Here is a 21,134-nt window from a genome sequence, read left to right on the forward strand (position 1 = left end):
GCGACCATGCTGAATGCCACACCCGAAATGTCTGTGACAAACCCGCTGGACGCTTTGCTGGCGGCCGACGGTGCTGGCGTTCTGGCGATCGTTGTTGACGTCCTCGGCCCATCTTACCGCCCCGTCGGCGCGTTCATGGCGATCCTGGAAGATGGGTCGCGCGTCGGGTCATTATCCTCCGGGTGTATCGAAGCGGATCTGGCCATTCATGCGCAGACAGCACTGACGGATGGCGGGCCGACATCAGTTCGTTATGGCGCCGGATCACCCTTTGTCGATATCGCGCTGCCCTGTGGGGGCGGGCTGGAAATCCTGCTTGTCCCGCGACCGGATAAGGTGGTGTTGCAACAGGTGGTCGAACGGCGCGATGCGCGGGTTCTCTGCACGCTTACGATTGATACGAACAGCGGCGCGCTCCGCGTGGCCGATGAAGGGCAGACCGGCCCTGACGGAGTTTTGTTCCACGTCCGCTTGCTGCCCCCCGTGCGGTTCTTCGTCTTTGGGAAAGGCCCGGAGGCGAGCACCTTCGCGGCCTTGGTGCAGTCTGCCGGGTATCCCAATCTGCTTGCCTCGCCGGATGTCGAGACGTTGGAGGCTGCTGAACGCGCCGGATGCGAAACGCGGCATCTGATCAAGCCTGACTATCCGCCCGCGCTGATCCCCGATCCGCGCACCGCGATTGTTTTGTTTTTTCACGACCACGAATGGGAACCGCCGATCCTTCACGCCGCATTGAAAACGGATGCGTTCTACATCGGCGCTCAGGGCAGCCAACGCGCGCGAGATGCGCGGCACGCGGCGTTGCACGAAATGGGGGTTGATGATGCGGGGCTGGAGCGTTTGCACGGCCCGATCGGGTTGATCCCTTCGGCGCGCGATCCCAAAACGCTCGCGATTTCGGTGTTGGCAGAGGTTGTGGCCAAGGCGATGGTCGCCGGGGAATGACGACGATTGGCATCGTTCTGGCTGCAGGGCGATCCTCGCGGTTCGGCGAGGCCGACAAGCTATCCGCGACATTTCATGGCGCACCTCTCGCGCATTATGCCGCCGTTGCGATGCTCGGGGCGGCGGTCGATCATCGAATTGTGGTGGTGAGGCCCGCGGTCGATCGGTTTGATGGCTTCGATATCGTGTATGCGCCCGAAGGTGCCCCGCAATCTGAAAGCTTAAAACACGGCGTCCGTCGAGCAATCGCCATTGGCGCGGATCGCATTGTCATCACACTTGCCGATATGCCGCTGGTCAACGCGGCGTTGATTGATGCGGTTGTCAAACGGGCGGGCACGGACGGGACAGCGGCCGCGACGGATGGCGACCGGCGCGCACCGCCTGCGTGTTTTCCGGCGTCCGCGTTCCCTGCGCTTCTGGCGCTCGACGGGGATCGGGGGGCAGGGCAGCTACTGGCGACTCTGCCCGATGGCGCGCTGGTTTCGGTCACCGAACAGGAACTGGCCGACGTCGACACGCCTGCCGATCTCGTGGCGCTCGAACGGGCACTCGGCGGCTAGGCGTCACACCCCAAGATACTGGTGAATCTTCGTCTGATCTTCGCGTAGCGATTGGGCCGTCACAGTCTCGGCACTCAGGCCGTGTTCGATGAAGGCGACATGGTTGGCAATCGATAGCACCGCATCAACGCGTTGTTCCACCAGCACGATGGCAACGCCGTCATCGCGCATTCGGATCACCACCTGCCGGATCGTTTCAATCATCGTCGGTTGCAGCCCCTCGGTCGGTTCATCCAGCAAAAGCACGCGTGGACGCAGGCACAGCGCGCGGGCGGTGGCGAGCATCTGCTGCTCTCCCCCCGACAGCGTGGCGGCGCGTTGCTTTAACCGTTCCCCGAGCCGCGGAAAAATGTCGAGAACCCAATCCCGCGTCGCCCGGTCCGCCTTACACGTCATCAGGCCCATTTCGATGTTTTCCGCGACCGTCAGATCGGGAAACAAGCGCCGTCCTTGCGGGACGTAACCGATACGCTTGCGCGGCACCTCATGCGCGGGCAGCGTGCCGATGTCTTCGCCGTCAAGCGTGATCCGCCCGGACTGGGCCGGCAACAACCCCATGATCGCCTTCAGTGTCGTGGTTTTGCCCGCCCCATTGCGCCCAACAAGGCACAGGATTTCGCCGGGCCGCGCTTCAAGCGATATGCCGAACAGCACCTTCACTTGCCCGTAGGCGGCGTGGATATCCTTAACCTTCAGCATCGTCAGTTCCAAGATAGGCGGCCTGCACCGCCGGGTTATCGCGAATTTCGTCGGGTGTGCCGCGGGCCAGAACTTCGCCCGCATCAAGGACGGTGATTAGGTCAGCCGTCGCCATAACGACGTCCATGTTATGTTCGATCAGCAGGATTGTGATCGTGTCCGCAAGCGATTTGATCAGCGTGATAAAGTCCTGGATTTCGCTTTCCGCGAGCCCTTGGGTCGGCTCATCCAGAATGAACAGGCGGGGGTCTTGTGCAAGCCCCATCGCGATTTCGAGGATGCGTTGGTGTCCGTAGCTAAGCGTGCCTGCGATCTGGTTCGCAAGGCTGCTCAGGCCGACGCGATCAAGAACATCTGCCACTTTGGCATTCACCGCCTTTGCGTCCCGCCCCAAGCGTCGCCGCGCGGCAAGGGCGACGTTTTCGTGGACGGACAACCCTGCAAAGACTGACGTGATCTGGAACGTATATGCAATGCCAAGTGCGATGCGTTTGTGGGCGGGCAGGCGGCTGACGTCCTGCCCGTCAAAAAACACGGTGCCGCGGGTTGCCTCGATCCGCCCGCTCAGCATACCGACAAAGGTGGATTTTCCCGCCCCATTCGGGCCGATCAGGGCCATGATGCGACCTTCGGGCAGTTCAAAGTCGATCCCGGCATTGGCGGTAATCCCGCCATATGTCTTGGTCAGATCGGTGGTCGATAGGATCGTCATGGCAGCCACGGGCAGAGCCGTTTGCGGATTTCCCCCGCCAACCCTTGCGGCGCGAACAAGGTGAGCAGCACCAGCGCAACCCCCGCGACCAGCATATAGGCGGTGGTGAGAGAACTTGAGTAATCGATCAGGTAGAACATGAAGATTACGCCGATCAGTGGGCCAATCGTTGTGCCAGCCCCTCCAAGCAACACCCAAAGCAGCGGAAAGATCGAATACTGGACCGTCGCGAATGTGGCCCCGGTATAGCCGAACAGCAGGGCATAAGCGGCGCCCGACGCGCCGGAGATTGTGCCCGACAGCATCACCGCCTTCACCTTATGGCGCACAGTGTCATAACCAAGCATCGACGCGCGTTCCTCATTCTCGCGGATCGCGATGAGGGTGCGCCCGAACGGGGACCGGACGAGGTAGCTGGTCAGCAAAAAGCACACCGAAAACAGGATAAGGGCGGCGAAGTACCGCTCGGTCGCACCTGTCAGGCTGATTCCTGCAAACACGCGTTCGGCCTGCTGGATCACAAAACCTTCGTCCCCCCGCGTGTAGGTGCCGAAGTAAAGGATCGTTAGGTAGCCCGCCTGTGCGAACATCAGCGTGACGATCATGAACGCAACGCCCGAGGTGCGCAGGGCGAGGAACCCAACCACAGCCGACACGATCAGCGCGACCAGCAGGCCCGACACAAACGCCGGCGCCGGGGTGAAGTCGAAGAACTGCATCGTCATGCCAAGGCCATACATCCCGGCGGCAAAGAATAGCGCGTGCCCCAGCGACAGAAGCCCGGTGTAGCCAAACAGCAAGTTATAGCCCATCGCGTAGATCGCGAGCACCATGATGCGGGACAGGTTGCCAACGTGATAGGCGGGCAGAACGAAGAACAGGACGATCAGCAGCCCGATCACCCCGAAATGCAATATGTGCGATCGCTGCGCGTCGCTCACCTCTCCGGCCTCCCAAGCAGTCCGTGTGGGCGAAAGACGAGAACCATGGCGACCAGCAGCGTGGCGATGATCTTGGCGAGGGTGGGCGAGAAAAAGACCGAGATGATGCCATCGCTCATCCCGATCAGAATGGCGGCGATGACGGTGCCGGGCAGGCTGCCAAGCCCGCCGATGATGACGACGATGAACGACAGCAAAAGCGGATCGTGACCCATCAGGTAATGCGCCTGCTGTATCGGGACGATCAGAACGGCCCCGATTGCCGCGAGACCCGCCCCAAGGCCGAACACCAGCGAATAGACGCGATTGACGGGCACACCGAAGGCTTGGGCCATTTCGCTATCCTGCTGTGTCGCCCGCATGATGAGGCCGAATTTCGTGCGCGACATCAGCAACCAAAGCCCGGTCAGGATCGCGATGGCCGCGACGATCACGAACAGCTTGTAGCTGGTCGTGCCAAGCCCCCATGGCCAAATGACCGCAAACCCGCCTTCGCCAAATTCAAACCACGGCAGGGACAATCGCGTGCTGAAGGGCGGCTGCACCGGGCGCGCTTCTGGACCGAATAGCATCAGGGTAGACTGCTGGATGATGTAGAGCAGTCCGATGGTTGCGACTATCGTGCGCTCTGGATCGTAGTCGATGCGCTGCAAAACGAACTTGTCCGCGAGGGCGGCGAGCGTGCCGACAAGAAGCGGCGCGATCAGGATCGCCAGCGCGAAGCCCAGTGCCGGATGGACACCGATGAGGGTTGAAACCCACCACGCGATGACCGCGCCCAGCATGAAGAATTCGCCGTGGGCCACGTTGACGACGCGCATGATGCCAAACACGATGCTCAGCCCCATCGCGGTCAGCGCCAGAACAGCCGCCGTCAGCGCGCCTTCCAGCGACGCGAGGAACAGGTGTGGTCCGAAATCCATTCGTCAGGCCGCCCCGCGACCGCGCCTAGAACGCTTGTGTGGTGTAATCGACCTCATCCTCATAAAGCGTGTCTTCGATGGATGTGGTGTGGACAAGCTCCAGTTTGCCGCCGGTCACCTTGGTGATGTATTGATGGCCGAAGGTTTGGTGGGTTTTGCCGTTAAAGCGTTTTGCGCCCTGCGGGTGGTCCTCTGAATGCTCCATGTCGGACATCGCTTCGACCGCTTCGATAAGTGCAGCGCGGTTGTCTGGGCCTTGGTAATCCGCAGCCTCCATCCCGCGTTTGATGATGTTCAGTGTCTCCCAACAACCGAACATGTGGGAATAGGTCGAAACATCGGCTGGGTCGCTAGTTGATGCACCCATGTCATCAACGCCGACAGCGGCACGGTAGGTCTTGTCGAACTCGGACTGGTCGGCCTGCGCATGACGCGGGAAACCTTCCCAGAAATAGGTGCCTTCGAGGAATTCGAGGCCGGGGCTTGCGATATCGACCGCTTCCAGGCTGTCGATAAAGCCGAAAATCTCGGGGCTGTTGTCGCCAAAGAACTCGCCCATTTCCTTCACGAAGGTCAGGACCGCAGGGCCGACCATGACGTGATAGATAACTTCGGTATCGCGCGGGATATTCGGAAAATACCGGGTGAACGACGTTTCGGTCGGCGGAATGGCGATTTTGGCGACAACTTCGCCGCCCTCACGCTCAATCGCTTCGGAAAAGAAATCGCGATGATCGTGGCCAAATGCGAAATCCGGGTAGATCATCGTGACCTTCTTGCCAAGGTTGCTACCCACATACGGCGCCATCGCCTGCACCTGACTTTTCACATCGGTGATGCCGGGTTGCAGCGTGTAGCGGTTGAGCTTGCCACTGGCGACGTGATGGCCTTCCGAGACCACGAAATAAGGGATTTTCAACTCTCCCGCGCGGGGGGAGGAGCCGAACACGACATGGCTGAACAGCGTGCCGAAGGCGATGTCGCAATTATGCTGGGTCGCGAACTTTTCGACGACCTCTGCACCGCGCTTGGGGTCGGTGCCGTCGTCTTCTGCGATAATCTCAACCGGACGGCCATTGATCCCGCCCATATCGTTGATCCGCTTCACTGCAGCGGTGGTCGTGCGGTCATACCAGCGCCCATAGGCGGCACCGATGCCCGTGCGGTGCACCTGAAAGCCGATTTTGATCGGCTCAGAGCTTTGGGCTTGGGCAAATCCTGACATCCCCGGCAGCAGGCCAGACGCGGCAACAGTCCCCGCTCCAAGCGTTTTAATCGCGTTCCGGCGGGTGAAGTGCGGCTTAATTTTATTGGCCTTGGTCATGTCAAACCTCCGTGTTGGCGCCTTGTTGGGCAGTCGCTGAGCCTCGACAGGCTGTATGCGCACTAACGATGAGTCCAGCTTTTTCTGGAGTTTAGGTCACACTCCGCGCGGGGAAGCAAGAAGCCAAAGGCCCAGAAACGTGTAAAGAATCATGAAGACCGCCAGCGGCAGCTGGCTGAGGATCACGCGCCGTCGCGTGCGAAACAGCTCCGCCGCAATTGCATGGGCCATCAAAACAGCGAGGATATGAACACCGACGACGACCCCGGCTTGGGTCAGCCAGATCAGGCGCACGCTGTCGCGGTTACTGAAAAATCCGGTGGTGATTTGGTATTGCCCGAGGCCTAGGATATCCGCCCCCCGCGCCAGCGGATCGGACAGTGCAGCGATGGCATATTGCCCGTCGACCAGAAACGACGTCAGGTAGTGGGCGATGTGATAGCCGAAGGCGATAGGCAGAACCGACACGGCGGACCTTGTGAATGCAGCGCGAAAGGCGACCTGATCGCCCGTTCCAGCGCCCGCATTGGCGAGGGTCAGGCCAAGCCAGATGCACCCCGCAAAGGTAACGACAAGCGCGACGTTGGTGGCAAGCAACCCGGCAATCGTCGGCCAGATCACGGCAGAGCGTCCGGGGAACTCCAACGGGTTCACGCCAATCTTGCCGAGCCACCAGAAGGTTTCGCCAATCCCGTCGAAACTGCCGGACCCCAGCAGGATGAGGATGAAAACGGCTCCGCCGATCGTTGGTGCGGATTGCCGCAGCGCCGCCCAACCGGGGACGCCGATTGTCGCGTTTCCGGCCCATTGGACAGGTGCGAGGGCCGCGAAGCGGCGGAAGAGCATTGTGAAACACTCGCAGTTGGTCAGCCAAGCCTCCGCCCCGAACACCACCATCCCCGCGAAGGTCAGCAGCCAGTAGCCGAAGACAACATTGGCCAGCCGCGCCGGATCCTGCGGGGCCGGGTCCGCGATGAGGAACATGAAGAACAGCACGAACAGGACGACCCCCGGCCACATACCGAATGACCTTGGCAACGCGATAAGCGGTGTGTTTCGGAGGGTCCCGAACAACAGCCGGAACAACCCGGTCCATGGGTTGATCCACGCCCATAGGTTGCCGAACAGACCGTGGAGCGTGACAAGCACAACCCACCAGATTGTCCAGATCGTCAGGGGCAGCAGGTTCGTCAGCGGGTCGCGTGGCCCGGTCACGCCGATGACCAGCAACACGGCAAGGGCGATGAGGGACACAAGGCTCGCTACCGTCTGGAAACGCTCAAGGCTGGGGTGCGCGCCGATCTCGACAGGCCGAAACATTGAGGCCAACCAGCGCGGCGGAACCAACGCCACCACGATCATCGAGAACGCAACCGCAGCGCATCCGGCGGCGATGTAGACATCCGTCGGCAGCAGCAAGACAAACGCCTGTTCCGATGCGTGCGCCGCCGCAGATTGCGCCTGCACCAGCCAGCAAAGCGCGGTCAGGACCAGTCCAAGGGCAGCGCGGCCGGCGTTGTCAGGCAATCGAAACATGGTAGGATACAAACACCTTTGGCGTGGAAGTCCAATGAAACACAGACGTGCGACCGTTGTTCTGGCTGTCCTTCTTCTAGGCGGCGCGCTGGTTTTCTGGAAGCTGCAATCGGCAACCACTCCGCTTCGGATCACGGAGGCGCGGGCCGTTTGGGACGCGGATACCGCCGACAGCTTTAACGTCTTCCTGAAAATCGAAAACCTCGGCCCGCCTGATACGCTGCTCGGCGCCCACACGTCCATTGCGAAATCTGCTGAGACTGCGGGTCTGATCGGGGCGACTTCCGCGCCCATCCCGTCGGGGGCGACGCCCACCTTGGCGGCGGACGGTGCGCATATCGCACTCGATGGGGTAGACGGCGGCATCGGCCCCGGCGCGACTTTCCCGCTGACCCTGACCTTCGACCGCGCGGGGGAAGTTTCGGTCCTTGCCACGGTCGCGGACCCGACTGGCGGTGCATCGGTCGCCGGGCAGCCCGACCTCGGCGATATCTGCCGGGTTGGGCCGGGCGAACCCGCGCCGAAGGTTGATCTGCAAGTCAAACCAGCGGCGGATGGCGAGGGCTGGTCCGTCACAGTTCTATCCGACGAATTCACATTCTCGCCCACGGTTGACGGGCTAGGCCACGTTCCGGGCTATGGGCACGGGCACCTTTATATCAACGGGCTGAAGCTTCAGCGGCTCTATCGGCCCGAAGCGTTGATCGGGGCGCTACCCGCCGGACGTCATACCGTTACAGTAACGTTGAACACCAACGATCACCGGGTCTATGTCGTCGATGACGTTCCAGTCTCGGTCAGTGCTGAGATTGTAGTGGAGTGACCCTTCGCCAGAAAGAAATTGACAGGCGATCAAGGGCAGGAGTTTATTAGTATACTAGCGACCCTGACTGGGAGAGCGCATGGCCTATCTCGCGCCAAGCAGCCTGCAAGATGCCCTCAGCGCACTTGCGGAGGGAGACATTTCCGTTGTCGCCGGGGGGACGGATTTCTTTCCGATGCTTGGGGAAAAGCCCGCGCCGGACAACATCCTCGACATCACGCGGATCGACGGACTGCGCGGGATCAGGCGGACGGATGACGGCTGGAGGATCGGCGCAACCACGCGCTGGCGCGATGTGGTGAAGGACGATCTGCCCCCTTGTTTTGATGGCTTGAAAGCCGCGGCGGCAGAGGTTGGATCGCATCAAATCCAGAACGTCGCGACGGTTGGCGGCAACCTTTGCAATGCGTCGCCAGCAGCGGATGGTGTGCCACCGCTCTTGGCGCTTGAGGCGTCCGTTGAATTAAGCGCACCGGGCGGATCGCGTCAGGTTCCGCTGGCGGAGTTCATTGCGAATGTGCGCCAGACGCGGCTCCGCGATGGGGAGTTGCTGACCGCGCTGCATATACCTGCGCTGCCGGATAACGCCACGAGCAGCTTCGTGAAACTCGGCAGCCGTCGCTATCTGGTGATTTCGATTGCCATGGTTGGCGTCGTTGTCTGGGTCGACTCCGATGACCGGGTCGAAGGTGCGCGTGTCGCGGTCGGATCATGCTCTGCCGTTGCGCAGCGGCTGTTTGTGCTTGAGGATGCGTTGATCGGGATGCCGGTTGCCGATCTTCGCCGCGTGACAGTCGATTCGGGCCATCTGACCCTGTTGTCACCCATCACCGATGCACGCGGCACTGCTGATTACAGACTACGCGCGGTCGCTGAGCTGTGCGAACGGGCAATCGCAGCGGCGGGCGGAGCGGGCAGTGGATAGGCGCCTTTCAGATACGGCCACCACCTTTCGCGCCAATGGCAAGAACGTGGAGGTCGCAGCCAAACCGGGGGAGCGGTTGTCACACACGCTTCGTGAACGGCTTGGTCTGCGGGACGTAAAGATCGGCTGCAACGCCGGGGATTGCGGCGCGTGCACCGTGCTCGTCGATGGTGCCCCGGTCTGCGCCTGCCTGATGCCGACGCAACAGGCAGAGGGGTGCGTGGTTGAGACTGTAGCGGGCCTCGTCAAAGCCGATCCGTCGGCAAAGGCGCTGGCCGAAGCGTTTCAGAACCACGGCGCCGCGCAATGCGGTATCTGCACGCCGGGCATGATGGTGTCAGCGGTTTCCCTGCTGCGCGATGGCGGCGCAAGCGATGCAGAGACGGTGAAAGACGCGCTGGGCGGGGTGCTGTGTCGGTGCACCGGGTATCGGAAGATCATCGACGCGGTGCTGGAGGCAGCCTCGCCCGATGGTGCAGATGGGCCGACGGGATCGGGAGAGGTCGGCACGACGATCCGCAAGCTTGACGGTAAGGCAAAGGTCGAGGGGCGCGAAGCGTTTGGCGATGACGTGGCGCCACCGGATACGTTGGTGCTGCGGATCGTCCGGTCGCCGTTCGCGCGGGCACAGTTTACCGTCGGGGATATCGATAGCTACGTCGCCGCGCATGAGGGGATAGAGGCCGTCCTGACCGCTGCCGATGTTCCGGGCGAAAACCGGTTCGGGGTCATTCCTGACTTCGTCGATCAACCCGTCTTTGCAGAAGAGGAAATTCGGTTTCGGGGTGAGGCGGTCGCAGCCGTCATCGGCTCGCCCGAGGCAATGGCGCGGTTTGACCCCGCGGATGTCCCGATTGAGTGGGAGGAGTTGGAGCCCGCCACAAGCGTTGCCGACGCCCTCACCGCCAATGCCCCGCAATTGCATCCAACGCGGGCGGGCAATGTCATGTGCAGCGGTTTTGTGCGTCGTGGCGATGCGGATGCGGCCCTCGCCCGGTCCCATGTGACCGTCGAAGGGCGGTTTTCAAGCGGGTTCGTCGAACACGCCTATATTGAACCAGAGGCCGGGTTTGCGAAACTTTTGGATGGCCGGGTCGAAGTCCACGCCTGCACGCAGGCACCGGGGATGGACCGCGATAGTCTTGCGGTCATTTTGGGCTGTGAACCGACTGATATTCGCATCATCCCAACCGGGGTCGGCGGCGGGTTTGGGGCTAAGCTTGATTTGTCGGTGCAGCCCTATCTCGCGCTCGGAGCCTTGAAAACCGGCAAGCCGGTGCGGATCACCTATTCGCGGACGGAGTCGATGCAGGCGACGACCAAGCGGCATCCCTCTGATATGAAAGTAAAAATCGGATGTGATCATGAAGGCGGCATTGAAGCGATGGAGTTTCGCGGCGACTTTAACACAGGAGCATATGCGTCCTGGGGACCGACGGTCGCGAACCGCGTCCCGGTTCACGCATCCGGTCCTTACAAAGTCCCGAATTACTTGGCAGAAGCGCGAGGCATTCACACGCATTGCGTTCCGGCGGGTGCATTTCGCGGCTTTGGCGTGCCGCAGGCCGCCATCGCGCAGGAGGTTCTGTTCGATGAACTGGCCGAGAAGCTCGGGCTTGACGCACTGGAATTCCGCATCCTGAACGCGCTTGAAAACGGCCATCCAACCGTCTGCGGGCAGGTTTTTGAAACCGGAGTCGGCATCAAAGCCTGCCTGGAGGCGCTGCGCTCGGATTGGACAGCGGAACAGGCAAAAGCAGAAGCGTTCAATGACCGATCAAAGGCCACAGGCTCCCCGCTTCGGCGTGGCGTCGGGGTCGCAAGCGGGTGGTATGGATGTGGCAACACATCCCTTCCCAACCCCTCTACGATCAAGGCCGGTGTTCGCGCGGACGGGACGGTAGTCTTGCATCAGGGCGCGATGGATATCGGACAGGGCGCGAATACCGTGATCGCCCAGATCTTCGCGCAGGCGTTGGGTTTGCCGGTGTCGCAGCTTGAATTGATCAGTGCGGACACGGATGTGACGCCGGACGCCGGGAAAACATCGGCCTCCCGCCAGACTTACGTGTCAGGCAGCGCGGCGCTACTCTCTGGCACGGCGCTGCGTGCGGATATTCTGGCGCTTTGCAACGCATCGGATGCGGCTGTCCTGCACATCGAAGGCGGTGTCATTCGTGTCGAGGATGGTGGACAAAGCCATGCGATCGACCTTGGCCGTTTGGAGGCCAACGGCGAAGGCTACGTGCTGACGTCCCAAGAAACCTATGACCCGCCGACGGAACCGCTCGACGCCGACGGTCAGGGTGTCCCCTACGCGCAGTTCGGATACGCCGCCCATCTTGCGGTGGTCGAGGTCGACACGGCGCTTGGCACGGTGAAGGCCACGCGGTTCGTCGCGGCGCATGATGTCGGGCAAGCGATTAACCCGCTGCTGGTCGAAGGACAGGTACATGGCGGCATCGCCCAAGGGCTCGGCATGGCGCTGATGGAGGAATACTTGCCGGGCAGAACCGAAAACCTACACGATTATCTGATCCCTACGATTGGCGACGTGCCGCCCATTGACACGATCATCATCGAAGAACCCGACGCCCACGGACCCTACGGCGCGAAGGGGCTGGGGGAGCATGTGTTGATCCCGACCGCCCCTGCGATCCTGAACGGGATATATAACGCCTGTGGCGCGCGCGTGCGGCAGGTTCCCGCCTCGCCCGAGAGGGTTTTGCAGGCCATGAAAAGGCAGACCGAATGAGCAAAAGCCGCGTTGCCGACAAAATCCGCTGCGATGCCTGTCCGGTGATGTGCTACATCGCCGATGGCAAGGCCGGGGCGTGCGACCGCTATGCCAACCACGACGGGGAGCTTGTGCGGCTTGACCCTCTGACAATCATCGAATCCGGCGGGCAGGCGGTTCCGTTTCTAAACACCGGCGGCGGTGTGGATTGGGACGGCGACGTAATCCAAGGCAGCCGTCCGTTTGTGACGGCGGTTGGCGCTGGCACCACCTACCCCGATTACAAACCCGCCCCGTTCATCGTCAGCCAACAGATCGAAGACGTCGATATGGTGACGGTCGTGACCGAAGGGATCTTTAGCTATTGCGGCGTGAAGGTGAAGATCGACACCGACCGCCACATCGGACCTGAACGCGCCATTGTTCGGGTGGAGGGTGAGCCGATCGGTCATGTGATGACCAGCGAGTATGGCTCAAAAATGCTGTCGCTTGGTGGGGTGGATCATCTGACGGGCGGCTCGAAGAAAGAAGGCCGCGTGACCTGCGACGCTTTACTGCGGCTTTGCAACTGCGATGCGGTTGAGATGGCGATTGATGACGGCGCAGCCGTGGTCGTGCAGGCGGGCAGGGCTCCGATTATCAACGGAACCCCGGAAAAGCTGATGCGCGTCGGATGCGGGTCCGCGGCGATTGGAATGTTCGCGAAACAATGGGCGCCGCATGTGGACGAGGTCGTGGTCGTTGACGATCACATCACCGGCGTCTTGTCAGAGCATGAAGCCGGCAAGGGGCTGAACGTGCCCGCAACAGGGATCAAAGTGAAGGGAAGACGCTCGACGCCTGGCCGCTATTTTCAGGTAGCAGAACCGGGCACAGGCTGGGGCGGCACGGATGTCGAAGACCCGCTGTCGATCCTGAAGCCGACAGATGCGAAGGTCGCGTGGCCCGGTCTGCGGTTGCTGATGGTTTCAACAACCGGAGAGCAGTGGGGCTACTACACCCTGAATGAAGCGCTTGAGCCGGAAGCAGCTGAGATCACGCCGCCGCTGCGCGCATCGGTCGAACGGATTGCGGAGAATTGCGAACCTTCCCTGTGTTCGGTCCTGTTCATGGGTGGCGCGGGTGGTTCGCTCCGCGCTGGCGTGACGGAAAACCCTGTCCGTCTGACGAAGTCGGTGAAAGAGGCGCTGACCCATGTGTCCTGCGGCGGATCATCTGCCTATGTCTGGCCCGGCGGTGGGATCACGGTGATGGCGGACGTGCTTGATATGCCAACAAATTCATTTGGCTACGTGCCAACCCCCGCGCTGGTTGCACCGATTGAGTTCACGCTGCGCCGCACTGATTACGAAGCGCTTGGCGGCCATGTCGATCACGTGAAACCGGTTGAGGATGTGTTGCAGCAAGACGTCCGGCGGGTTGGGAAGGCGGGCAAGTCATGATCGAACCACAGGTCGCCATGCTGCCCGACGGAAAGCGACTGCATCTGCAACACGGCCCGATTGACTTGATTATCGACGCGGAGGGGCCGGATCGAGTGGATGCGCTTCGGGCGGCTGCGCGGCGGTTCGATAGTGTTCTGGAGGAACTTGTTGAAGAACTGCCCTTGTTGCGGGAGCGTGTCGGTTTCGCCGACCTACACGGCGCGACGGCCCGGCGCATGTGTCGCGCGACCCGCCCGCATGGGAACGCCGATTTCATTACGCCAATGGCCGCCGTCGCAGGCGCTGTCGCGGATGAGATTTTGACCCATATGACGACCGGGCACACCCTGACGCGGGCATATGTGAATAACGGTGGGGACATCGCCCTTCACCTCTCACCCGGCGCATCTTTCCGTCTGGCGATTGCCGGGGTGGATGGCACCGATAACGGGCGTATTGTGATCCGGTCAGATGATCCGGTGCGTGGCATTGCAACAAGCGGGCGCGGTGGGCGCAGCCTGTCGATGGGGATTGCGGACTCCGTCACAGTCCTCGCCCAAACGGCGGCGGATGCAGATGCGGCGGCGACGTTGATCGCCAATGCGGTGATGTTGCCGGATCACCCGTCGATCAACAGCGCGTCAGCTATCGAGGTTGATCCGAACAGCGACCTTGGCGACCGGCTTGTGGTGACGGAGTGCGGGCAACTCGGTAAATCCGACCGCGCGATGGCGCTTAATAACGGAGCGGAGAGAGCCGAGCGGATGTTGCGTGACGGCCTGATCGTCGGGGCCGCACTGATGCTTCAGGGCGACACCCGGACGATCGGATTGCCCGCCTTGATCGACCATAAAAAGGTGATGGCCCATGCCTGACGTTGAAATTCGTAAGTTCGTAACGGCGGTGGAAGAAATCCACCACGAAGGCGGCACCCCGTCCGATCCGCCATTGCTGCGGGCGGCGGTCGTGGCTGTCATCAAGAATCCTTTTGCCGGACGATATGAGGCCGACATTCAAGGGTTTATGGAAGACCTGAAACCCCTTGGCCTCGACATGGCGCGAAAACTTGTCGATCTGTTGGGCGGTGATGCGTCCGCCGTCGAAGGCTACGGCAAAGGGGCCATCGTTGGCACGGCTGGAGAGGTTGAGCATGGCGCGCTGTGGCACGCGCCGGGCGGCTACGTGATGCGCGATGTGCTTGGCGGGGCGAAAGCGATTGTGCCATCCGCCAAGAAGGTCGGCGCGGTCGGGGCGCGGCTTGATGTGCCGATCACCCATGTCACGGCCAGCTACGTGCGTAGTCATCTTGATTCGATGGAGGTCGGCGTGAACGACGCGCCCCGCGCCGATGAACTGGTGTATGTTTTGGTGATGACAACAGGCGCGCGGGTTCATGCGCGGTCCGGCGGGCTTCGTGCCGCAGATATCAAAGGCGAGGATGGTTTGAGATGAGCGCAGATATTCGCAAGATCGCGGTGTGGGTCGAAGAAACGCACCGTGAAATCGGCAGGGAAATCTCTCCGGCCACCCGCAAGGCGGTTGCCGTGGCCGTCATCGCAAACCCGTTTGCCGGGCGATATGTCGAAGACCTCGCCCCGCTGATGACGATAGGAGCGGAGCTTGGCGGGCTTTTGGGCGAGAAATGCGTTGCCGCGCTTGGGATAGAGCCGCGCGATGCAGAAAGCTACGGCAAGGCCGCAATGGTCGGCGAGAACGGCGAATTGGAACACGCTGCGGCCATTTTGCACCCGAAACTGGGCGCCCCTTTGCGTAAAACGGTTGAGAAGGGCGCGGCACTGGTCCCGTCGTCAAAGAAAATGGGCGGACCGGGGCAGGTGCTTGACGTGCCGCTTGGTCACAAGGACGCCGCCTATGTCCGGTCGCATTTCGATGGGATTGAGGTGCGGCTGAACGACTCCCCCCGCGCGGATGAGATTATGGTCGCCGTTGCCGTAACAGATAGCGGGCGGCCCCTTCCGCGTGTCGGGGGATTGCTGGCCGAAGAGGCTGAAGGCAAGGACGGTCTGCGCTAGGCGATCTTGCGCAACAGTTGCAGAAGCCGCCGTCGTTCGCTGCTGTTGAGCGGAGCGAGGGTTTCTTCGGTAATCATTCGCCCGACGCGGTGAAGCTCTGCGATCAGCACCGCCGCCTTGTCCGTTAACGAAATCAATGTGCGCCGCCGGTCCGCCGGGTCTGCATTCAGCGCGACCAGTTCCTTTTTCCCGAGCCGGTCGATCACGCCCTTGATCGTCGCGACATCCATCGCCGTTAGCCGCCCCAGATGGTTCTGCGAACATTCTCCCACCTCGGCAATCCGCACGAGCGCCGAAAACTGCGTCGGCGTCAGCTTCATCACACTCAGGTTCTGGAAAATCGCCGCGTGCCGTTGGCTGGCAAGCCGCAGGACATAGCCGATCTGGTCATCAAGCCGGTAGCCGCCCTGCACAGCTTCATCGGGTCTGTCGTTCAAATTCGCTACCGCCTGTTTGTCGACGCCCGCATTGGCCCCTTTTTATTTCGTAGCAGAAAACGGGCGTCCGCGTAACCGCGTCGCCTGTGCCGTCTATCCGCGCTTTTCCTTGATTGAAGGCGTTTCCTAGTTAGTGTGCTAACAAGTATTCATCCGTTCAGATGAGGGCGCCATGGCCGATCCATCCCAGAAACTCGTCATCCGCAACATTGGCTTGATCCTGTCCGGCAAGATCGAAGCGCCGATCCTTGACGGGGATTGCATCGTTGCCGTCGACGGAAAGATCAGCGCTTGGGGGCATGAGGTCGACCTCGACACAGAGGATGCGACGACAGAAATTGATGCGAAGGGCGTGACCCTCGCCCCCGGTCTGATCGACAGCCATATTCACCCGGTGGTCGGGGACTACACGCCCCGCCAGCAACAGCTCCATTGGATTGATTCAACGCTGAACGGTGGGGTCACAACGCTGATTTCAGCGGGCGAAGTGCATATGCCCGGACGCCCGAAAGACATCGTTGGTCTCAAGGCGATGGCGATAGCCGCGCAGCGTTGGTATGAGAATTTCCGCCCCTCCGGCGTCAAGGTCATGGCCGGTGCCCCGGTGATCGAGCACGGGATGGAAGAACACGACTTCAAGGAACTCGCTGACGCGGGCGTCACCCTGTTAGGCGAAGTTGGGCTTGGCAGCGTCAAGGATGGCCCGACCGCCAAGAAGATGGTGGATTGGGCAAGAAAATATGGCATTCAAAGCACGATCCATACCGGCGGGCCGTCGATCCCCGGTTCGGGCCTGATCGATGCCGATATCGTGCTCGAGGCCGGAACCGATGTGATCGGCCACATCAACGGTGGCCATTCCGCGTTGCCCGACGATCAGATCGTTTGCCTTTGCGAAAGCTGCACCAAAGGGCTTGAGATTGTGCATAACGGCAACGAACGCGCGGCGCTTCTGACGCTGAACACCGCACGGGAATTGAAACAGATGGAACGCGTAATCCTTGGCACCGACGGCCCGGCGGGCTCGGGCGTGCAACCGCTTGGTATCTTGCGGATGATCGCAATGCTGTCGAGCCTTGGGAACGTCCCGGCAGAGATTGCGTTCTGCTTTGGCAATGGCAACACCGCGCGTCAACGGGAACTGGATACAGGGCTGATTGCCGAAGGCTACTGCGCCGATTTCGTGCTGATGGATCAGGCCCAACACGCGCCGGGCGCGACCATTTTGGAGTCGGTGGAGCTTGGCAATCTACCGGGCGTCGGGATGACCATCATCGACGGCGTCGTCCGCAGCGAACGCAGCCGCAACACGCCGCCTGCTGGACGACTGCCAGAAGTCGTGCGCGGTTAAGGTTTGGCGAACGGATCCGGGTCGTAGCGAACATTCGTGAGGTAAAGCCCCTGCGGAGGCGCGACCGGCCCGCATGATGCCCGGTCACAAGATTCAAGCGCTGATTTCATATCGTCAGGCCGCCAAGCGCCCGCGCCGACCCGTTCGAGGCTACCGGCAAAACTGCGCACTTGGTTGTGTAAAAAACTGCGCGCGCGGACATGCAGGTGGACTTCCTTGCCGTAAGGAATGTCGAGCGTTTCGACCCGCAGCTCATCCAGCGTTTTGACCGGTGATTTCGCCTGACACATAACGGATCGGAACGTCGTGAAGTCATGCTTTCCGATCAGATGATCCGCCGCTTCTTGCATTGCGTCGACATCAAGCATCTGGTTCACCCGCCACATCAGCCCGCGTTCGACGGTCAGCGGGGCACGGCGACAAACGATCCGATAAAGATAGCTGCGCTCAACCGCGGAAAATCGGGCGCTGAAGTCATCGTCAACCTCGGCCGCTTGCAGGATCGCGACGGGGGCCGGTTTCAGGTGGAAATTCAACGCCTCAACCAAGCGGAACGTGTCCCACGGTTTCGATGTATCGCAATGGGCCACCTGTGCGGTCGCGTGAACACCGGAATCCGTTCGCCCGGCCCCTGTAACCACGGGGCCATCGGGGTCAATTGCCGCGAGTGCGGTCTCAACCGCCTGCTGCACGGTGGCTTGGTTTCTTTGCCGTTGCCAGCCAGCGAACGGCGCGCCGTCATATTCGATCTTCAGGGCATATCGGGGCATGTTGTTGCGATAGCGCGGCCCGCGCCCATTTGCAATGCGGGCTGGTATCCGACTGTTTCGACCCCTATCTTTCGCAAAACGAAACGGAAAGGGGCGCCCTTGGGCATCGGGGATCTGGCAGACGGGCTGACGCGCGGCGTGGAAAGCCTTGGCGCAAGCGTGACCGGCGTGTTTGAACCGACCGTGCGTTTGGGTGTGACCGGGCTGTCGCGGGCGGGCAAGACGGTGTTCATCACCTCGCTGATCGCCAACCTGCTGGACCAGGGCCGGATGCCGCAACTGTTGCCCGCCGCGACAGGCGCCATCCGCGCGGCCTATCTACAACCGCAGCCCGACGATACGATCCCGAGGTTCGACTATGAAACGCATCTTGCCGCGCTGACCTCGCCAGAACCGCATTGGCCCGAAAGCACCCGCGCTGTCAGCGAACTGCGCCTGTCGCTGCGGGTGCAACCGCCGGGGTTTCTGGCCGGGTTGTCCGGCCCCAAGACGGTGCATCTTGATATCGTCGACTATCCTGGTGAATGGCTGCTGGACCTTGCCCTGCTCGACAAGAGCTTTGCCGAATGGTCGACGGCGACCCTTGACCGCATCGAGAAACGTGAGGATGCGCAAGGCTACCTTGCCGCCGTTTCTGCCGCTGATCCGACTGCTCCGTTCGATGAATCCGCCGCCCAAGCGCTTGCCCAAAGCTATACCAATTACCTGATCCGCGCCCGTGCGGCGGGCTATTCCGACTGCACGCCGGGCCGGTTCCTGTTGCCCGGTGATCTGGCCGGGGCGCCGGTTTTGACCTTTGCCCCGCTGCCGCAGCCTGACCGCCCGACGCGCAAATCCTTGTGGCGAGAGATGGAGCGCCGGTATGAGGCCTATAAATCCCAAGTCGTAAAGCCGTTCTTCCGGGATCATTTCGCACGGATCGACAGACAGGTGGTTTTGGTAGACGCGTTGGGCGCGATCCACAGTGGCCCCGACGCGGTTGAGGATATGCGCCGCGCGATGACGGAAATCTTGTCGAGCTTCCGGCCCGGACGTAACGGGTTCCTCACCCAACTGCTGCTGGGGCGGCGTGTCGAAAAAATCCTGTTTGCCGCGACCAAAGCAGATCACCTTCATCACAGTCAGCACCCTCGCCTGACCGCGATCATGGACGCAATGCTGCGTGACGCCCGCGACCGGGCGGATTTCGCCGGGGCCGGGACCGCGGCAATGTCGATTGCAGCGATCCGCGCGACGGTCGAGGAGACGATCACCCATGAAGGCGCACCGCTCGACTGTGTGCGGGGGACGTTGCTGAAGACCGGAAAGCAGGCGGCGCTTTATCCCGGTGAACTGCCGGAAGACCCGAACGCGCTGCTGTCCTCGGCTCGGGCAGGGGCAGACAGGTGGCTGGATCAGGATTATGACATCATGTCCTTCGCGCCTGCACCGTTGAAGTTGAAACCCGGCGACGGGCCGCCGCATATCCGGCTGGACAAAGCCGCGCAGTTCCTGATCGGGGATAAGTTATGACGCCGGAGTTGAGACAAGCGCGCCCGTCCGACGCGCCAGAGGTCGCCGCGATCATGTTCGGCTGGATGCGCGAAACCCCGTGGCTGCACCAGCGCTATAGCAGGAACGAGATGCTGCATTTCGCGCGGCTGATGATCGACCGGAACTGGGTGACTCTGGCCCTGACGGATCACGTGGCGGGGATGTTGGCCCGCGACTGCGATGTGGTCCACGCGCTTTACGTCAGCGAACCGGGCAGGGGGCTAGGCAAGCGCTTGCTTGACCATGCGAAAGGCTGCCGTCCGACACTGACGCTTTGGACGCATCAGGCGAACACGCCCGCGCGGCGGTTCTACCTGCGCGAAGGTTTTGCCGAGGTTGAGCGGACGGATGGAACGGGCAATGACGACCATCTGCCCGACATTCGCTTTGCCTGGGAACAGAAGGTGGCGGCATGACCAAGAAACGCGGACCAATTGTCATCGATCTTGATACAAGCGACGACCGGCCGGGGCCGGATGTGGCCCCGCCGGTGCCGGACCTGTCGCACGAGGTCACACAGCAGGGTCAGGCGATGCAAGCGCTCGCCATGATTGGTGCGCGGCGACGGTCCTGGCTGGGGCGGCTGTTCTGGGGGGTGCTCGCGTCAATCGTGACCTTCGCGCTGTCGCTTTGGGCGTGGGATTTTGTGACTGGGTTGGTCGATCGCTCCCCAGTGCTTGGCGCGATTGCCTTGGGCTTGGTTGGCTTGTTCATCCTGATCCTGATCGCCATCACCTTGCGCGAACTCGCCGGGTTCGCCCGCTTGCGCCGCCTTGATGCGCTTCATGCCGCCACCGAAGAGGCGCTGATTGCTGATGATCTGCCCGCCGCGCGCCACGTGGCCGAACGGCTCGACGCGCTTTATAAATCCCGCGAAGATATGCGCTGGGCGCGGGAACGGTTCGCGGAGCGGCAGGGCGATATGTTCGATGCCGACAGCCTGCTGCGACTGGCCGAGACAGAACTGATGAGTCCGCTCGACAAAGCGGCACGACAGGAAATCGAAGCGGCGGCGCGGCAAGTTGCGACGGTGACGGCTATCGTTCCAATCGCGCTTGCTGACTTGTTCACGGCGCTTGCCGCCAATATGCGCATGATCCGCCGGGTTGCGGAGATTTACGGCGGACGGGCGGGAACGCTTGGCAGTTGGCGGTTGCTGAAAACGGTGCTGACCCATCTGGTCGCAACGGGTGCTGTAGCGGTTGGTGATGATCTGATCGGTTCCGTCGCCGGCGGTGGAGTGCTGTCCAAGGTTTCGCGACGGTTTGGCGAGGGGATCATCAATGGTGCCCTGACCGCCCGTGTCGGCGTTGCCGCGCTGGAAGTCTGTCGCCCGCTTCCCTTCCGTCAGTCCAAGCGTCCGTCCGTCACGAACCTTGTCCAGCGGGCACTGACCGGGTTGTTCGGCCGATCCAAGGGTTAGGGTATGCAGGACTGGACGTTGGCAAAGGCCGCGCC

At 61.7% G+C, this 21,134-nt stretch carries 21 protein-coding genes; 13 read left to right on the plus strand and 8 right to left on the minus strand.

Annotated features, from left to right (window positions below):
• The first annotated feature begins 6 nt into the window (after positions 1-6).
• Both ACEWPJ_RS02530 and ACEWPJ_RS02535 read left to right on the plus strand, forming a co-directional pair.
• Positions 7-945: an XdhC family protein gene (locus ACEWPJ_RS02530; RefSeq protein WP_416510653.1), complete on the plus strand. Its 939-nt coding sequence runs from the start codon at positions 7-9 to the stop codon at positions 943-945.
• Positions 942-1,508: a nucleotidyltransferase family protein gene (locus ACEWPJ_RS02535; protein WP_416510654.1), complete on the plus strand. Its 567-nt coding sequence runs from the start codon at positions 942-944 to the stop codon at positions 1,506-1,508. Before ACEWPJ_RS02530 ends, ACEWPJ_RS02535 begins: the two co-directional genes overlap by 4 nt.
• A 3-nt stretch (positions 1,509-1,511) precedes the next feature.
• Here the strand turns inward: ACEWPJ_RS02535 and ACEWPJ_RS02540 are convergent, their stop codons facing one another.
• The 6 genes from ACEWPJ_RS02540 to ACEWPJ_RS02565 all read right to left on the minus strand — a co-directional run bounded on the left by ACEWPJ_RS02540 (position 1,512) and on the right by ACEWPJ_RS02565 (position 7,643).
• Complete coding sequence (locus tag ACEWPJ_RS02540) at positions 1,512-2,207, minus strand: ABC transporter ATP-binding protein (RefSeq protein ID WP_416510656.1); 696 nt, start codon at positions 2,205-2,207, stop codon at positions 1,512-1,514.
• Positions 2,194-2,919, minus strand: coding sequence for an ABC transporter ATP-binding protein (locus ACEWPJ_RS02545; protein ID WP_416510658.1), 726 nt, complete (start codon positions 2,917-2,919; stop codon positions 2,194-2,196). Before ACEWPJ_RS02545 ends, ACEWPJ_RS02540 begins: the two co-directional genes overlap by 14 nt.
• Positions 2,916-3,860, minus strand: coding sequence for a branched-chain amino acid ABC transporter permease (locus ACEWPJ_RS02550; protein WP_416510660.1), 945 nt, complete (start codon positions 3,858-3,860; stop codon positions 2,916-2,918). Before ACEWPJ_RS02550 ends, ACEWPJ_RS02545 begins: the two co-directional genes overlap by 4 nt.
• The gene (locus ACEWPJ_RS02555; protein WP_416510661.1) at positions 3,857-4,783 is read right to left on the minus strand and encodes a branched-chain amino acid ABC transporter permease; all 927 of its coding nucleotides are present in this window, start codon (positions 4,781-4,783) and stop codon (positions 3,857-3,859) included. Before ACEWPJ_RS02555 ends, ACEWPJ_RS02550 begins: the two co-directional genes overlap by 4 nt.
• 25 nt (positions 4,784-4,808) lie before the next feature.
• Positions 4,809-6,107: an ABC transporter substrate-binding protein gene (locus ACEWPJ_RS02560; protein ID WP_416510662.1), complete on the minus strand. Its 1,299-nt coding sequence runs from the start codon at positions 6,105-6,107 to the stop codon at positions 4,809-4,811.
• A gap of 96 nt (positions 6,108-6,203) precedes the next feature.
• Positions 6,204-7,643: a hypothetical protein gene (locus tag ACEWPJ_RS02565; RefSeq protein WP_416510664.1), complete on the minus strand. Its 1,440-nt coding sequence runs from the start codon at positions 7,641-7,643 to the stop codon at positions 6,204-6,206.
• Between the two features lie 34 nt (positions 7,644-7,677).
• On the opposite strand from ACEWPJ_RS02565, the gene ACEWPJ_RS02570 reads away from it, so the two are divergent.
• The 7 genes from ACEWPJ_RS02570 to ACEWPJ_RS02600 all read left to right on the plus strand — a co-directional run bounded on the left by ACEWPJ_RS02570 (position 7,678) and on the right by ACEWPJ_RS02600 (position 15,585).
• Positions 7,678-8,466, plus strand: a complete 789-nt coding sequence (locus ACEWPJ_RS02570) for a copper chaperone PCu(A)C (RefSeq protein ID WP_416510665.1) — start codon at positions 7,678-7,680, stop codon at positions 8,464-8,466.
• 79 nt (positions 8,467-8,545) lie between these two features.
• A complete protein-coding gene (locus ACEWPJ_RS02575; RefSeq protein ID WP_416510667.1) occupies positions 8,546-9,391 on the plus strand; it encodes an FAD binding domain-containing protein in 846 nt (281 codons plus the stop codon).
• On the plus strand, positions 9,384-12,146 hold the full coding sequence (locus ACEWPJ_RS02580) for a molybdopterin-dependent oxidoreductase (protein ID WP_416510668.1): 2,763 nt from the start codon (positions 9,384-9,386) through the stop codon (positions 12,144-12,146). Before ACEWPJ_RS02575 ends, ACEWPJ_RS02580 begins: the two co-directional genes overlap by 8 nt.
• The gene (locus ACEWPJ_RS02585; protein WP_416510670.1) at positions 12,143-13,570 is read left to right on the plus strand and encodes a 6-hydroxynicotinate reductase; all 1,428 of its coding nucleotides are present in this window, start codon (positions 12,143-12,145) and stop codon (positions 13,568-13,570) included. The genes ACEWPJ_RS02580 and ACEWPJ_RS02585 overlap by 4 nt, the downstream gene beginning before the upstream one ends.
• Positions 13,567-14,427, plus strand: a complete 861-nt coding sequence (locus tag ACEWPJ_RS02590; RefSeq protein ID WP_416510672.1) for a UPF0280 family protein — start codon at positions 13,567-13,569, stop codon at positions 14,425-14,427. Before ACEWPJ_RS02585 ends, ACEWPJ_RS02590 begins: the two co-directional genes overlap by 4 nt.
• Complete coding sequence (locus ACEWPJ_RS02595) at positions 14,420-15,004, plus strand: amino acid synthesis family protein (RefSeq protein ID WP_416510674.1); 585 nt, start codon at positions 14,420-14,422, stop codon at positions 15,002-15,004. Before ACEWPJ_RS02590 ends, ACEWPJ_RS02595 begins: the two co-directional genes overlap by 8 nt.
• Positions 15,001-15,585: an amino acid synthesis family protein gene (locus ACEWPJ_RS02600; RefSeq protein WP_416510676.1), complete on the plus strand. Its 585-nt coding sequence runs from the start codon at positions 15,001-15,003 to the stop codon at positions 15,583-15,585. Before ACEWPJ_RS02595 ends, ACEWPJ_RS02600 begins: the two co-directional genes overlap by 4 nt.
• Here ACEWPJ_RS02600 and ACEWPJ_RS02605 read toward each other — a convergent pair.
• On the minus strand, positions 15,582-16,022 hold the full coding sequence (locus ACEWPJ_RS02605) for a MarR family winged helix-turn-helix transcriptional regulator (RefSeq protein WP_416510678.1): 441 nt from the start codon (positions 16,020-16,022) through the stop codon (positions 15,582-15,584). The genes ACEWPJ_RS02600 and ACEWPJ_RS02605 overlap by 4 nt on opposite strands.
• A 172-nt stretch (positions 16,023-16,194) precedes the next feature.
• Between ACEWPJ_RS02605 and ACEWPJ_RS02610 the strand changes: the two genes are divergently transcribed.
• A complete protein-coding gene (locus tag ACEWPJ_RS02610; RefSeq protein ID WP_416510680.1) occupies positions 16,195-17,373 on the plus strand; it encodes an amidohydrolase family protein in 1,179 nt (392 codons plus the stop codon).
• On the opposite strand, the gene truA is transcribed toward ACEWPJ_RS02610, so the two are convergent.
• Positions 17,370-18,143 (minus strand): tRNA pseudouridine(38-40) synthase TruA, encoded by a 774-nt coding sequence (gene truA, locus ACEWPJ_RS02615; RefSeq protein ID WP_416510681.1) that lies wholly within the window; start codon positions 18,141-18,143, stop codon positions 17,370-17,372. The genes ACEWPJ_RS02610 and truA overlap by 4 nt on opposite strands.
• A 99-nt stretch (positions 18,144-18,242) precedes the next feature.
• On the opposite strand from truA, the gene ACEWPJ_RS02620 reads away from it, so the two are divergent.
• The 3 genes from ACEWPJ_RS02620 to ACEWPJ_RS02630 are packed head-to-tail and all read left to right on the plus strand — an operon-like array spanning position 18,243 to position 21,099.
• On the plus strand, positions 18,243-19,655 hold the full coding sequence (locus ACEWPJ_RS02620) for a YcjX family protein (protein ID WP_416510682.1): 1,413 nt from the start codon (positions 18,243-18,245) through the stop codon (positions 19,653-19,655).
• Positions 19,652-20,092: a GNAT family N-acetyltransferase gene (locus tag ACEWPJ_RS02625; protein ID WP_416510684.1), complete on the plus strand. Its 441-nt coding sequence runs from the start codon at positions 19,652-19,654 to the stop codon at positions 20,090-20,092. The genes ACEWPJ_RS02620 and ACEWPJ_RS02625 overlap by 4 nt, the downstream gene beginning before the upstream one ends.
• Positions 20,089-21,099 carry a YcjF family protein gene (locus tag ACEWPJ_RS02630; RefSeq protein WP_416510685.1) on the plus strand — a complete coding sequence of 337 codons (1,011 nt, stop codon included), beginning with the start codon at positions 20,089-20,091 and terminating at the stop codon, positions 21,097-21,099. Before ACEWPJ_RS02625 ends, ACEWPJ_RS02630 begins: the two co-directional genes overlap by 4 nt.
• Positions 21,100-21,134 lie beyond the last annotated feature (35 nt).

The sequence above is a fragment of the Aliiroseovarius sp. YM-037 genome, assembly GCF_048060095.1.
GTDB lineage: Bacteria > Pseudomonadota > Alphaproteobacteria > Rhodobacterales > Rhodobacteraceae > JBLUOA01.

Bases quoted from the DNA above. Each gene is read 5' to 3' on its own strand.
- ACEWPJ_RS02530 (WP_416510653.1), top strand. From the start codon at position 7: ATGCTGAATGCCACACCCGAAATGTCTGTGACAAACCCGCTGGACGCT.
- ACEWPJ_RS02535 (WP_416510654.1), top strand. From the start codon at position 942: ATGACGACGATTGGCATCGTTCTGGCTGCAGGGCGATCCTCGCGGTTC.
- ACEWPJ_RS02540 (WP_416510656.1), bottom strand. From the start codon at position 2,207: ATGCTGAAGGTTAAGGATATCCACGCCGCCTACGGGCAAGTGAAGGTG.
- ACEWPJ_RS02545 (WP_416510658.1), bottom strand. From the start codon at position 2,919: ATGACGATCCTATCGACCACCGATCTGACCAAGACATATGGCGGGATT.
- ACEWPJ_RS02555 (WP_416510661.1), bottom strand. From the start codon at position 4,783: ATGGATTTCGGACCACACCTGTTCCTCGCGTCGCTGGAAGGCGCGCTG.
- ACEWPJ_RS02560 (WP_416510662.1), bottom strand. From the start codon at position 6,107: ATGACCAAGGCCAATAAAATTAAGCCGCACTTCACCCGCCGGAACGCG.
- ACEWPJ_RS02565 (WP_416510664.1), bottom strand. From the start codon at position 7,643: ATGTTTCGATTGCCTGACAACGCCGGCCGCGCTGCCCTTGGACTGGTC.
- ACEWPJ_RS02570 (WP_416510665.1), top strand. From the start codon at position 7,678: ATGAAACACAGACGTGCGACCGTTGTTCTGGCTGTCCTTCTTCTAGGC.
- ACEWPJ_RS02575 (WP_416510667.1), top strand. From the start codon at position 8,546: ATGGCCTATCTCGCGCCAAGCAGCCTGCAAGATGCCCTCAGCGCACTT.
- ACEWPJ_RS02585 (WP_416510670.1), top strand. From the start codon at position 12,143: ATGAGCAAAAGCCGCGTTGCCGACAAAATCCGCTGCGATGCCTGTCCG.
- ACEWPJ_RS02590 (WP_416510672.1), top strand. From the start codon at position 13,567: ATGATCGAACCACAGGTCGCCATGCTGCCCGACGGAAAGCGACTGCAT.
- ACEWPJ_RS02595 (WP_416510674.1), top strand. From the start codon at position 14,420: ATGCCTGACGTTGAAATTCGTAAGTTCGTAACGGCGGTGGAAGAAATC.
- ACEWPJ_RS02600 (WP_416510676.1), top strand. From the start codon at position 15,001: ATGAGCGCAGATATTCGCAAGATCGCGGTGTGGGTCGAAGAAACGCAC.
- ACEWPJ_RS02610 (WP_416510680.1), top strand. From the start codon at position 16,195: ATGGCCGATCCATCCCAGAAACTCGTCATCCGCAACATTGGCTTGATC.
- truA (WP_416510681.1), bottom strand. From the start codon at position 18,143: ATGCCCCGATATGCCCTGAAGATCGAATATGACGGCGCGCCGTTCGCT.
- ACEWPJ_RS02625 (WP_416510684.1), top strand. From the start codon at position 19,652: ATGACGCCGGAGTTGAGACAAGCGCGCCCGTCCGACGCGCCAGAGGTC.
- ACEWPJ_RS02630 (WP_416510685.1), top strand. From the start codon at position 20,089: ATGACCAAGAAACGCGGACCAATTGTCATCGATCTTGATACAAGCGAC.